This is a genomic window from Bacillus siamensis KCTC 13613, assembly GCF_000262045.1.
Lineage (GTDB): Bacteria > Bacillota > Bacilli > Bacillales > Bacillaceae > Bacillus > Bacillus siamensis.
This window is the reverse complement of sequence record NZ_AJVF01000042.1, coordinates 1-12,726: the sequence shown is the minus strand read 5'-3', so window position 1 is coordinate 12,726 and position 12,726 is coordinate 1. Positions and strand designations below refer to the sequence as shown.

Genomic DNA, 12,726 nt, shown 5'->3' with positions numbered 1-12,726 from the left:
AGGGGGACGAAAGATGTCCTTGAAAAATAAATTAAAGCGGATGAAAAACCACCTGAATATTCCGGAAGCTGAAATAAAGCCTGCTGCTTCTTCGCTTTCGGACCCGGATATTGAAGTCCCGTTTAAAGAAGAATGGGAGGCATTCGGAGTTAAACCTTTCTTCTTTGAAGATGAATACTGTCTTATCCGCGAAACCGTTTATCCGCTTTCGCACCGCCACGGACGGTACAGCTTCAGTGAACTTGATGACGTCATGGCGTTATGGAATAAAGGCGGTTTGACGCATACTTTATCAGCCGAAGGATACGAAAAGAGCCAGCTGTTTTTCTTTGATACTGAAACGACCGGACTCGGCGGCGGGGCCGGCAATATGATTTTTTTGCTCGGTCATGCAAGGGTATATGAAGACCGTGTCACAGTCAAACAGCATCTGCTTCCCAAGCCGGGAAACGAAGCGGCTCTTTACCAAAGCTTTTTAAGTGAGGTTGACATTACGTCCCTTGTTACGTATAACGGCAAAGCCTTTGATTGGCCTCAGGTCAAAACAAGACACACATTGCTGCGGGACAGACTTCCGAAACTTCCTGAATTCGGCCACTTTGATCTTCTGCACGGGGCGAGACGGCTTTGGAAACATAAACTGGAGCGTGTATCGCTTTCGGCGGTTGAAAATGAAGAGCTTGCCTTTAAAAGGGACGAAGACACGCCCGGGTATTTGGCGCCGATGCTGTATTTCCAATTTTTAAAGGCGGAGGATCCCGATCTTTTAAAGGGAGTGCTCCTGCATAATGAACAAGACGTGCTCTCCCTTATTGCTCTATACATCCATATGTCAAAAAAGATTTTTGCATCTGCTGATCAGACGTCGGAACATCAGGAAGCCTACGCCATGGCGAAGTGGTTTATCGCCCATAAAGAAACCGATCGGGCTGTTTCACAGCTGGAAGCGCTGCAAGGCAAAGCCTTTGAAGATTCGGATCGGGCCCTTTTTGATTTAGCAATGCTTTATAAAAAACAAAACCGCAGGCAAGACGCCGTGCCCCTTTGGGAGAAACTGACGGGCTCTGATCTTCACATATGCAGACATCAATCAGCGGTTGAGCTGGCGATCTATTTTGAGCATCATGCAAAAGATTTCAAAAAAGCTCTGCAGGCCGCGCAGCTGGCCGCAAAAGACGGGGAAATATCGGAAAAAGAAGCCGAGAAACTCCATGTGAGAATTGCCCGGCTGAAGAGGAAATATTCCTCTTGAAATATTGCCCGGGAAAGCGCAAAAGCCGAGCTGTTTCGCCAAAAATATTTTTTTCTGAATCAGCATCGATTTTGTTGTAGAATGGTGCCGCATCCTGTAAAATAGCGTTAGTTATTTATAGGGGAGAGTTGGTATGTATAAAGGTGTTTTTTACTTGTTCTTTGTCGTGGTTTTTTTGATTGCGTTTGTATTTTCGAATTTTAAAGACAGTCTGCTGATGCACTTCTAAATTGGGTGATTGAATTAGAACATGCACCCGCTTATCTTCATAACCTAACAGTGTAATAAAAGTTAATGGAGAGGGGATTTAGCATGTTCCATCATCATCATCATCATCATTGCTGCAGACCAAACGTAATGCCGCCGATTGTTCATCCGACTAATTGCTGTGAACACCATTGTTTTACTAACACGGTTGTGCCGCATATTCATCCGCAACATACAACTAACGTAAATCACCACAACTTTGAGCACGTTCATTACTTTCCGCACACTTTTTCAAATGTTGACCCGACAACTCACCAGCATTTTCAGTGCGGAAGCCCTTGCTGCGATCATTAGTATTGAACGTTTAAGCATGGTCGGTAAGGATATCAGCAAATCAAAATGGGGCCCGATGGGAGCCCCATTTTTTAAAGCAGGTGATCAATTGAAAGTATTAGCCGTAACGGGGTACAAGCCGTTTGAACTCGGTATCTTTAAACATGATGACCGGGCGCTTGTTTATATAAAAAAAGCGATAGAAGCCAGACTCAGAAGCTTTCTTGACGAAGGCTTGGAATGGATTCTCATATCCGGACAGCTGGGGACGGAACTATGGGCGGCAGAAACGGCGTACGATCTCAGGGAAGAGTATCCGGAATTAAAGGTTGCTGTAATCACGCCGTTCTACGGCCAGGAAGAAAAGTGGAAGGAACCGAATAAAGAAATGTATGAATCTGTGCTTGCACAGGCAGATTATGAGGAGAGCCTGACGCATCGGCCATATGAAAGCCCGCTTCAATTCCGGCAGAAAAACGCGTTTTTTATTGAAAAGTCAGATGCGCTTTTGCTTTTATATGATCCTGAAATGGAAGGATCGCCGAAATATATGCTGCAGCAGGCGGAAAAACGCCGTGAAAAAGACGGTTATCCGATTTATTCGATTACGATGGACGATCTCCGGGCTGCCGTTGAAGAAGAAGACTTCTTTACATAACATGTCAGAGAACATTTGACAACGGGACGTGTTTCTGAATAAAATATAACATGATGATTCACGATACGAGGTGAAAAAGATGCTTGCTGATAAAGTAAAGCTTTCTGCGAAAGACATTTTGGAAAAAGAATTTAAAACAGGCGTTAGAGGTTACAGACAAGAAGACGTTGACAAATTTTTAGATATGATTATTAAGGATTATGAAACCTTCCATCAAGAAATTGAAGAACTTCAGCAGGAAAATCTGCAGCTGAAAAAACAGCTTGAAGAAGCAAGCAAAAAACAGCCGGTGCAGTCGAATACGACCAACTTTGACATTCTGAAAAGGCTGTCCAACCTTGAGAAACATGTATTCGGCAGCAAGCTTTACGACGAATAAGACAGATGCACTTGTCAAATGAGACAAGTTGCTTTATAATGAACAAGTGTTCTTAACGTTCGGGTAATCGCTGCAGATCTTTGAATCTGTAGAGGAAAGTCCATGCTCGCACGGTGCTGAGATGCCCGTAGTGTTCGTGCCTAGCGAAGAAATAAGCTAGGGCAGCCTTGATAGGCTGACGGCAGGAAAAAAGCCTAAGTCTCCGGATATGGCTGAGTATCCTTGAAAGTGCCACAGTGACGAAGTCTCATCAGAAATGTTGAGAGTGGAACGCGGTAAACCCCTCGAGCGAGAAACCCAAATTTTGGTAGGGGAACCTTCTTGAAGGAACTGAACAGATAGAAGGACAGAATGCTTTCTGTAGATAGATGATTGCCGCCTGAGTACGAGGTGATGAGCCGATTGCAGTACGATGGAACAAAACATGGCTTACAGAACGTTAAACATTTATTGATATGACAAATTAGAGCTCTCCTTTAAAGGGGAGCTTTTATCTTGAATGAAATGAAAGCTGAAAAGAGACAGGGTGATACGATGAAGAAGTACACACTAATCGCGACGGCGCCGATGGGAATTGAAGCGATTGTCGCCAAAGAAGTGCGTGATTTAGGCTATGAATGCAAAGTAGACAACGGAAAAGTCATATTTGAAGGGGACGCGCTCGCGATCTGCCGCGCTAACTTATGGCTGCGGACGGCTGACCGCATCAAAGTACAGGTCGCCGAGTTTCAGGCAAAAACGTTTGATGAGCTGTTTGAAAAAACAAAAGCGATTGACTGGCGCGCATACATTCCGGAAAACGCAAAATTTCCCGTTATCGGAAAGTCCGTGAAATCAGTGCTTGCCAGTGTGCCTGACTGCCAGCGGATCGTCAAAAAGGCGATAGCGGAAAAGCTGAAACTGCAATCAAGAAACCAAAATGAATGGATTGAAGAAACGGGTCCCGAGTACAAGGTGGAGATTTCGCTTTTAAAAGATAAAGCCGTCATCACGCTGGATTCATCGGGAACAGGCCTTCATAAACGGGGATATAGGGTTGACCAGGGCGGAGCCCCGATAAAAGAAACGCTCGCTGCCGCTTTAGTTCTGTTAACCAACTGGACGCCTGACCGTCCGTTCGTCGATCCGTTTTGCGGTTCCGGCACGATAGCGATTGAAGCCGCCTTAATCGGGCAAAACATTGCTCCCGGATTTAATCGTGATTTTGTTTCGGAAGACTGGGAATGGATCGGAAAAGAACTGTGGGACAAAGCGCGTCTTGAAGCGGAAGAAAAGGCGAACTATGATCAGCCGCTGCAGATTTTTGCCAGTGATGTGGATCACCGGATGGTCAACATCGCCAAAGAAAACGCAGAAGAAGCGGGGCTTGGAGACCTGATTGAATGCAAGCAAATGCGGGTGCAGGATTTTACGACGAAACTCGAATTCGGCGTAATCGTCGGAAACCCTCCGTACGGCGAACGGCTCGGCGAAAAAAAGGAAGTCGAGCGGATGTATAAAGAAATGGGCCGGGCATTTGAATCTCTTGATACTTGGTCTATCTACATTTTAACGTCAAATGAACAATTTGAAGAGGTTTACGGAAGAAAAGCGACAAAAAAGCGCAAGCTCTTTAACGGTTTTATCAAAACGGATTATTATCAGTACTGGGCTAAAGTGAGGCCGCAGCGGAAAAAGCCGCAACAAAGAGAAGACGCCTGAAACAGCGTCTTCTCCGGCATCTTTACATTTATTCTGCCATTACCAGCGGTGCGCTTTTGCATTGCTCCGTAAAATAATGTTGGTCTGGGACATTTCGGTGTGGCCGTTCACCTGCGATTTAGAGCGTTTCGGCCGCGTCCAATTGTGATGAAACAATTCAGAATGCTGATCTAATCGATCTTTATAACTCATGTAACCATCACTCCCGGATAGAATAAATTTGTGAAGATGGATATTCGATCGAATATCTGTTGTAGTTTGTGCAGGTCATGTGCCAATCATTCAGGAAGCATGTATAGAAAGTGAAGCATCGGCATAGAATGATGATTATTTCTATTTGAGAGGTGATCTATTTTATGCTGAACAGCGAGCACTTCAGTAAGATACAAAAGGCGCTGGCCGCAACTTCTTCCCAGCTGCAGGAAGTTGGAGCGGAGTTCGATCCTTCCGCCATGACTCACGCACAGGAAGATCTTGAAAATGCAGTAAAACATACACATTCAACAGACCATCCGTTTTTATGTTCGCATATCTTTAATCGGAAATGAAAATCAAAAAACTTGGCGCGGCCAAGTTTTTTTGTTGTATTGAAAAGGGTTAAATGATATTATAGATGGTCTGAATGCCGAATAGTTAGGGGTTGGAGTTGGGTGACAACATCACGTTTGCCTTTTGCTTTAACAAAAGAAAAGAATTTTTACGAAGAATTGAACAATTGGATTGGTGACGTGTTTTACGATATCCTTCCCGAAAAAGGCTTTGACCTTCGGGATGAGCAGGTATTTATGGCGTTTCAGCTTGAACGGGCATTTAAAGAAAAAAAGGTCATGTTCGCTGAGGCAGGAGTCGGTACGGGGAAAACGCTGGTGTATCTGCTGTTTGCCATCAGCTATGCCAGATATACGGGGAAACCGGCGATTATTGCATGCGCCGATGAAACGTTAATTGAACAGCTTGTCAAAAAAGAAGGCGACATTTCCAAGCTGACAGAGCATTTGGATTTACAGATTGATACTCGGCTGTCAAAATCCCACGAGCAGTACCTGTGTCTGAAAAAGCTTGAAAAAACGATGCAGCGTTCTGATGATGAAAAGTGGCTGGATCTTTATGAGTCGCTGCCTTCATTCGTGCACGAATCACAAGCGATGCAGCGCTTTTATCCGTACGGAGACCGCAAGCAGTACGCTGATTTGACGAATGAAGAGTGGTCAAGCGTAAGCTATGATTCCTTCCAGGATTGTTTAACATGTGATATGAGACATAGATGCGGTTTAACCCTTTCAAGAGATCATTACAGAAAATCAACGGACCTGATCGTTTGCTCCCATGATTTTTACATGGAACATGTATGGACGGAAGAATCACGCAAGAGGGAAGGGCAGCTGCCGCTTTTGCCGGATCACAGCGCCGTCGTGTTTGATGAAGGGCATCTTCTGGAATTCGCCGCGCAAAAAGCGTTAACCTATCGCGTGAAGCAATCAACGCTTGAGCTGTTTTTAGAGCGCCTGCTTCAAAATGACATCAGAGAAGAATTTGCCGAACTGATTGAAGATTCCCTTGCTGCAAACGATGAGTTTTTCTACGTGCTTTCAGAGGAATCGAAGGAAATCACCGGCTCTCACCGATTGGACATCCAAAACGACCAGCGCGTGAAGCGTGCGGCTGATGAACTGTGCCGTCTGCTCGATAAAATAGGCGAAGCGCTCGTATTTGAATCGGAAATGTATACGATCGATAAGTACGAGCTGTCAGTCGTAGAAGAATACGTCGAACAAATGGCATATTCCCTTTCACTGTATCAAAAGGACGCCATCAGCTGGCTTGAAACGCAGGATACGGACTCAACATTTGTCGTTATGCCGAGAACTGTAGCCGAAGTGCTTGGAGAAAAGGTCTTCTCTAAAAAGATCCCTTATATTTTCTCATCAGCCACTCTTTCTGAGGGCGGTTCATTTGATTATATTGCAGACAGTCTCGGAATCCGCGATCCTTTATCATTTACTGTTGAGTCACCGTACGATTACGAGGAGCAAATGTCAGTTTCTCTTCACGGTGATATGACGTCTGAGCAGAAAACGGCCCGAACGATTGATACGATTAAGGAGAATGAAGGCCGCACCCTCGTTCTTTTCCCTTCCTTTGAAGACATGAAGGAATTTAAAGAACAGGCTGCCGCATGGGAGCTGCCGTATCCGATATATTACGAAGGTGACGAAGAGATCAGTAATCTGGTCGAAAAATTCCAGCGGGATGAAAAATCCGTGCTTTGTTCCGTCCACTTATGGGAAGGTCTTGACATTCCGGGTGACTCGCTTCGAAATGTGACCATTTGGGCATTGCCGTATCCGCCTCATGATCCCGTGTTTACCGCAAAGCGGAACGGGGCGAAAAAAGATCCGTTTGAGGAGGTTGATCTGCCGTACATGCTGCTGAGAGTCCGGCAGGGAATCGGCCGCCTGATCCGCTCCAATCAGGACAGCGGAACCATATCTATTTATGCGGGCGGAGAAAGTGAACGGGTTTTGTCCGAGATCAAAAAGGTCTTGCCTGTTACACCGAAAATCGTATAAAAACAAGTGCTGCAGGATTTTTATCCTGCGGCTTTTTTAAATTCTGGAAAACCAACAAGTTGACTTTATCACAGCGTTCCATTAGCCTGTAATTGATAGTGAAAAGGGAGGGAACGGATATGGATATACATACATATGAAAAAGAGTTTTTTGATCTGTTAAAAAGAGTATCCCATTATGAAGAAGCCATTGCGCTTATGCATTGGGATTCAAGGACGGGAGCCCCGAAAAAAGGCTCCGATGACCGTGCGGAAAGCATCGGACAGCTGTCGGCTGACGTTTTTCAAATCCAGACATCCGACCGGATGAAAGAGCTGATTGACATCCTTCTCGCGCATGCAAAAGAGCTCTCTGAAGATACAGTGAAAGCGGCGGAACTGGCAAAAAAAGATTATGACCAAAATAAAAAAATTCCTGAAGAAGAGTATAAAGAATACGTCATTTTGACATCAAAAGCTGAAACGGCTTGGGAGGAAGCAAGGGCGGCCTCCGATTTCTCCATGTTTGCTCCTTACCTTGAGAAGCTGATTGATTTTAATAAGCGGTTTATTTCTTATTGGGGCTATGAGGATCATCCGTACAACGCATTGCTCGATATTTTCGAACCGGGTGTTACGGTAAAGGTGCTGGATCAGCTGTTTTCTGAATTGAAGGAAGCGATCATTCCCTTAGTCAAAAAAGTGACGGCATCCGGCAATAAACCGGACACCGCCTTTATAACAAAAACGTTTCCGAAAGAAAAACAAAGAGATCTCTCCTTGTACTTCTTAAAAGAGCTCGGGTATGAGTTTGACGGCGGCCGCCTGGATGAGACGGTGCATCCGTTTATGACGACAATCAACCGGGGCGATGTGCGGGTGACGACCAGATATGACGAAAACGATTTCCGCACCGCGATTTTCGGAACGATTCATGAATGCGGACATGCAATCTACGAGCAGAATATTGACGAAGCGCTGAGCGGGACAAATTTATCTGACGGTGCATCCATGGGAATTCATGAATCCCAATCGTTATTTTATGAAAATTTTATCGGCAGAAATCAACATTTCTGGACCGCATATTATGAAAAAATGATTGAGGCTTCGCCTGATCAATTTCAAGATGTAAAAAAAGAGGATTTTGTCCGCGCCGTCAACGAGGCGAAACCGTCCTTTATCCGAATTGAAGCGGATGAGCTGACGTACCCGCTTCACATTATTATCCGTTATGAAATTGAAAAAGCGATTTTCAGTAATGAAGTGTCAGTGAAGGAACTGCCTGCATTGTGGAATCAAAAATATCATGATTATTTAGGTATTACGCCGCCGTCTGATGCAAAAGGTATTTTGCAGGACGTTCATTGGGCTGGCGGAGATTTCGGTTATTTCCCTTCCTATGCGCTCGGATATATGTATGCGGCTCAGCTGAAGAATACCATGCTTGACGATCTGCCTGAATTTGATCAATTAATCGAACGGGGCGATTTTGAGCCGATCAAACAATGGCTGACAGAAAAGGTTCATCAGCATGGGAGACGCAAACTGCCGCTTGACATTATTAAAGATGCAACGGGAGAAGAGCTGAACGTTCAATACCTCATTGAGTATCTTGTCGGCAAATATTCGAATTTATTTCTATAAACGAAACACCCGGTGTATACCGGGTGTTTTTCTAAAAGACGAATAATAAAGGCGGATTATCTGGAAAAAGTTCGTAATTATTTAAATTTCTCTATGCAAAATAAGCAGATCTTGTTATAATTTGATTAATATCATATGAACACTCATATAATCGCGTGGATATGGCACGCAAGTTTCTACCGGTCACCGTAAATGTCCGACTATGAGTGAGCAATGGAACGGCTTTAATTCGGCCGTTACGTGTAGACATTCGGCATTGCTTGCTCTTTTTATTGAGAGCGGGCAATGCTTTTTTATTTTCTATAAGCGGGGGTAATCATTGTGGAAGCATTAAAACGAAAAATAGAAGAAGACGGAATCGTTCTTTCTGACCAAGTGCTGAAAGTGGATTCTTTTTTAAACCATCAAATTGATCCGGTTCTTATGCAGAAGATCGGCCGGGAATTTGCGCGCCGTTTTGAAAAAGACGGTATCACAAAAATCGTCACAATTGAATCTTCGGGCATTGCGCCTGCGGTGATGGCCGGCCTTGAACTCGGCGTTCCCGTCATTTTTGCGAGAAAAAGGAAGTCTCTCACGTTAACGGATGATCTGCTGACGGCATCCGTTTATTCTTTTACGAAAAAAACAGAAAGTCAGATTGCCGTCTCAGGCAGTCATCTTTCTAAAGATGACCGCGTGTTAATCATTGACGACTTTTTAGCGAACGGACAGGCGGCAGAAGGGCTTTTATCCATCGTAAAACAAGCAGGCGCAGCGGTTTGCGGGATCGGCATTGTCATTGAAAAGTCATTTCAGCCGGGAAGAGACGGACTTGTGAAAAAAGGATGCCGTGTCGAATCACTGGCGAGAATTCAATCGCTTAAAGACGGAAAAGTGACATTTGTACAGGAGGTCCGTTCATGAAAAACAGCTATGCCAAAACTCTTTCCCTCGGTATCCAGCATGTCCTTGCCATGTATGCCGGCGCCGTTGTCGTTCCCTTAATTGTAGGAGCGGCGCTGGGACTGAATGCAGAACAGCTGACATACCTCGTTTCAATTGACATTTTTATGTGCGGGGCGGCAACGCTGCTTCAAGTGTGGAGAAATAAATATTTCGGCATCGGCCTGCCCGTTGTGCTCGGCTGTACGTTCACCGCGGTGGCTCCGATTATTTCCATCGGCAAGGAATACGGGATTTCTGCCATTTACGGAAGCATTTTGGCATCGGGTCTGCTTGTCATTCTGCTGTCTTTTTTCTTCGGCAAGCTCGTCGCTTTTTTTCCGCCCGTTGTAACCGGATCTGTCGTAACGATTATCGGGATGACCTTGATGCCGGTTGCAATGAATCATATTGCCGGCGGGGAAGGCAGCAAGGATTTCGGTGATCCGGCTAACCTTGCCCTCGGATTTACGGTGCTTGTCATCATCGTGCTGCTTTATCGGTTTACAAAAGGATTTTTGAAATCCATTTCGATTTTAATCGGCATTGTCATCGGGACGGCCATCGCTTATTTTATGGGCAAAGTGCAATTTGACAATGTGGCGAACGCTGACGCAATTCAAATGATTAAACCGTTTTACTTTGGGACGCCGACATTTCATGCGGCACCGATTATTACGATGTCCATCGTTGCCATTGTCAGCCTTGTGGAATCAACCGGCGTCTATTTCGCTTTAGGTGATCTGACAAACCGGCGCCTGTCTGAACGTGATTTAGCAAAAGGCTACCGCGCGGAAGGCCTTGCGGTATTCATCAGCGGCATTTTCAACGCATTTCCGTACACGGCCTATTCCCAAAACGTCGGCCTCGTGCAGCTGACGGGAATTAAGAAAAACGCGGTCATCGGTGTTACGGGCGGACTTTTAATGCTTTTCGGCCTTTTTCCGAAAATCGCAGCTTTCACGACTATCATCCCATCTTCGGTACTGGGCGGAGCGATGGTGGCCATGTTCGGCATGGTCATTTCCTACGGTATTAAAATGCTCAGCCAAATTGACTTCAAAAAGCAGGAAAATCTTCTGATCGTCGCGTGTTCCGTCGGATTGGGACTCGGCGTAACCGTCGTTCCTGATATGTTTAAGCACCTGCCGTCTTACTTAAATCTTTTGACCACAAACGGAATCGTCGCCGGCAGTTTTACCGCTGTCCTTTTGAATATTGTTTATAATATGATTCCTAAAACGAAAAAAACCCTTGATGTGACAAGGGTTCAAGAGGGTTAGTTATCCGTTTTTCTTAAAAAAATAACATTTTAATAACATTTCTTTATGAAATCCCGAGATCGAGGATGCTTCCGAAAGTTTGCTGAACTTTTTGCGAGGCATCCTCTTTCATTTTATTTGTAACATGCCTAAAGGACAAATGTTCAAGATACTCCAATGTTATTTAGTCGTTAATCCAACCTTCAAATATCCCAGTCCATGTACCATTACTTTCCTGTCTAGCTTCTTTCAAGTATAGTGTCACTCCCATGAAAACTGTTGTGTTAGGAATGCTCCATCTAGATGGATATCCAGTAAGAGGAACTCTTTTTAAATATGCTTGTGGTGTTATTACTTTTTGTTCCTTTTCAACGCTGACTGTGTTAGATGTTGCTGAAGCAGCGGTTGCAAATGCAGGTGCAGCAGAAACAAGCAGAGCAAGAGACAAGGCGGAACCAGTTAAGATTTTTTTCATTTTAAACACTCCTTTTCTTTTTTTTGATACAACTGTATTATTACATATTATGTTGAAAGTGTCCATGTTCATTTTTATTAACTTTTTGTGAACATACTAATAATTTACTTAAATCGTGGTTAATGAAAGGGTGATAGAATAAGCACCATCATATAAATATCAAAAAAGATAGTTATAACCCCTGAAAAGAGGATAAATTTCTAAAAAAATAAAAGGTTTAAAAGAATCCATTGATGAAAAAGGACAATTAAACTTAAAAGAGTGAGGGAACTTTGGCTGAAGTGAAATGCACCTTTTCTAAAGGTGCAAACGATCGAGAAATTGAATGTTTTGAGAAGAAACTAAATGTTTCGTTCCACGATGACGATAGAGTTTTTTTGAAACTGCATCATAACGGGGCCAGAATATTTGCTGTGCTGATTTATGGCAGAAATGCACGCAGGGGCTTCATATACTTAATGTGGAAGAAATTGAAAAATGTTTTTTGAAGACGGAGTATATTACAATTGCACATCTTTTGATGGCTGCTATTTGTTAATTGACAAAACAAAAATTTCTGCTGATCGGAACTATCTATGGATTCTTAACCAAATTGAATATGAACGAATGCACCTTAATTTTGAAATTTTTATAGATCGGAATATTTTATCTCAGGGCTCAAATTTTTTGGGAGTGAAATATCTATCCCGCTGAGAATTATTACAGAACTCACCAGAATGATGATTAATTCTTTAAACTCTTCTATTTTAGCTATTGCTTCTAACCATCTTTAGGCATGAGCAGTACAACCTTTTCTTTTTCTTCGGATAGGTAACTGAGACGCTTCTCTGAACCTAGTACAAACAGCAGGCTGCCGCTCAAGTGACTTCACCTTCAAAACTGTTGTATGATAAGTTCGGAAGAAACTAAGAATACTGCTGTATTTCGGGAAATGAGGGGTTGCATGACATTTACGGAGCGGGCGTTAGCCATTATTAAACAGATACCTGAAGGAAAAGTGATGACGTATGGGCAAATTGCCGGTCTTGCGGGAAGTCCGCGGGGAGCGAGGCAGGTTGTGAGGATTCTTCACTCCATGAGTAAAAAGCATCGTCTCCCTTGGCACAGGGTCATCAATGCGAAGGGGGAAATCGGATTGAAAGATGAAGAGATGTTTTCTGTACAGAAGCTGTCCCTTGAGGCTGAGGGGGTAGAGGTCACGTCAGATGGACGGATCGATCTCAATTTATACGTCTATGATCCGAATATGTAAAAAACCTGCCGTATAACGGCAGGTTTTTCAGTTATATGCTCCGAGCCGGTCAGAAAGGTTTTGCCGGATATAAGGCCATTCCTCCCGGAGG

At 44.0% G+C, this 12,726-nt stretch carries 13 protein-coding genes, 1 other RNA gene, 1 pseudogene and 1 riboswitch; of the genes and pseudogenes, 13 read left to right on the top strand and 2 right to left on the bottom strand.

Annotated elements, in window-relative coordinates; genetic code table 11:
- Positions 1-13 precede the first annotated feature (13 nt).
- From Y79_RS0118765 to Y79_RS0118745, 7 genes and pseudogenes are all read left to right on the top strand, one after another.
- Positions 14-1,252 carry a ribonuclease H-like domain-containing protein gene (locus Y79_RS0118765; RefSeq protein ID WP_016939056.1) on the top strand — a complete coding sequence of 413 codons (1,239 nt, stop codon included), beginning with the start codon at positions 14-16 and terminating at the stop codon, positions 1,250-1,252.
- A 121-nt stretch (positions 1,253-1,373) separates the two neighbouring features.
- Positions 1,374-1,481: pseudogene (locus Y79_RS1000000121360) on the top strand (hypothetical protein); the annotation flags it as partial.
- Positions 1,482-1,564: 83 nt separating this feature from the next.
- On the top strand, positions 1,565-1,813 hold the full coding sequence (gene cotD, locus Y79_RS1000000121080) for a spore coat protein CotD (RefSeq protein WP_016939054.1): 249 nt from the start codon (positions 1,565-1,567) through the stop codon (positions 1,811-1,813).
- An 88-nt stretch (positions 1,814-1,901) separates the two neighbouring features.
- Complete coding sequence (locus Y79_RS0118755) at positions 1,902-2,450, top strand: SLOG family protein (RefSeq protein ID WP_029575374.1); 549 nt, start codon at positions 1,902-1,904, stop codon at positions 2,448-2,450.
- Between the two features lie 79 nt (positions 2,451-2,529).
- Positions 2,530-2,829 (top strand): cell division regulator GpsB, encoded by a 300-nt coding sequence (gpsB, locus tag Y79_RS0118750; protein ID WP_003153541.1) that lies wholly within the window; start codon positions 2,530-2,532, stop codon positions 2,827-2,829.
- Positions 2,830-2,884: 55 nt separating this feature from the next.
- Positions 2,885-3,266, top strand: an RNA gene (gene rnpB, locus Y79_RS1000000121075) — RNase P RNA component class B.
- 97 nt (positions 3,267-3,363) lie between these two features.
- Positions 3,364-4,530, top strand: coding sequence for a THUMP domain-containing class I SAM-dependent RNA methyltransferase (locus tag Y79_RS0118745; protein WP_029575373.1), 1,167 nt, complete (start codon positions 3,364-3,366; stop codon positions 4,528-4,530).
- A gap of 39 nt (positions 4,531-4,569) precedes the next feature.
- On the opposite strand, the gene Y79_RS1000000121070 is transcribed toward Y79_RS0118745, so the two are convergent.
- Positions 4,570-4,722 carry a YpzG family protein gene (locus tag Y79_RS1000000121070; RefSeq protein ID WP_003153548.1) on the bottom strand — a complete coding sequence of 51 codons (153 nt, stop codon included), beginning with the start codon at positions 4,720-4,722 and terminating at the stop codon, positions 4,570-4,572.
- Positions 4,723-4,886: 164 nt separating this feature from the next.
- Here Y79_RS1000000121070 and Y79_RS0118735 point away from each other — a divergent pair, with 164 nt between their 5' ends.
- The 5 genes from Y79_RS0118735 to pbuX all read left to right on the top strand — a co-directional run bounded on the left by Y79_RS0118735 (position 4,887) and on the right by pbuX (position 10,929).
- Positions 4,887-5,078, top strand: coding sequence for a hypothetical protein (locus tag Y79_RS0118735; RefSeq protein ID WP_016939051.1), 192 nt, complete (start codon positions 4,887-4,889; stop codon positions 5,076-5,078).
- Between the two features lie 102 nt (positions 5,079-5,180).
- Positions 5,181-7,100, top strand: coding sequence for an ATP-dependent DNA helicase (locus Y79_RS0118730; RefSeq protein ID WP_016939050.1), 1,920 nt, complete (start codon positions 5,181-5,183; stop codon positions 7,098-7,100).
- A gap of 119 nt (positions 7,101-7,219) precedes the next feature.
- Positions 7,220-8,722: a carboxypeptidase M32 gene (locus Y79_RS0118725; protein WP_016939049.1), complete on the top strand. Its 1,503-nt coding sequence runs from the start codon at positions 7,220-7,222 to the stop codon at positions 8,720-8,722.
- A gap of 123 nt (positions 8,723-8,845) precedes the next feature.
- Positions 8,846-8,945, top strand: a riboswitch (purine riboswitch).
- Between the two features lie 98 nt (positions 8,946-9,043).
- The gene (xpt, locus tag Y79_RS0118720) at positions 9,044-9,628 is read left to right on the top strand and encodes a xanthine phosphoribosyltransferase (protein ID WP_016939048.1); all 585 of its coding nucleotides are present in this window, start codon (positions 9,044-9,046) and stop codon (positions 9,626-9,628) included.
- Positions 9,625-10,929, top strand: coding sequence for a xanthine permease PbuX (gene pbuX, locus Y79_RS0118715; protein WP_016939047.1), 1,305 nt, complete (start codon positions 9,625-9,627; stop codon positions 10,927-10,929). The genes xpt and pbuX overlap by 4 nt, the downstream gene beginning before the upstream one ends.
- Before the next feature lie 163 nt (positions 10,930-11,092).
- On the opposite strand, the gene Y79_RS0118705 is transcribed toward pbuX, so the two are convergent.
- Positions 11,093-11,383 (bottom strand): hypothetical protein, encoded by a 291-nt coding sequence (locus Y79_RS0118705; RefSeq protein WP_016939046.1) that lies wholly within the window; start codon positions 11,381-11,383, stop codon positions 11,093-11,095.
- A gap of 943 nt (positions 11,384-12,326) precedes the next feature.
- Here Y79_RS0118705 and Y79_RS0118695 point away from each other — a divergent pair.
- Positions 12,327-12,635, top strand: coding sequence for an MGMT family protein (locus tag Y79_RS0118695; protein WP_016939045.1), 309 nt, complete (start codon positions 12,327-12,329; stop codon positions 12,633-12,635).
- Positions 12,636-12,726: the final 91 nt, after the last annotated feature.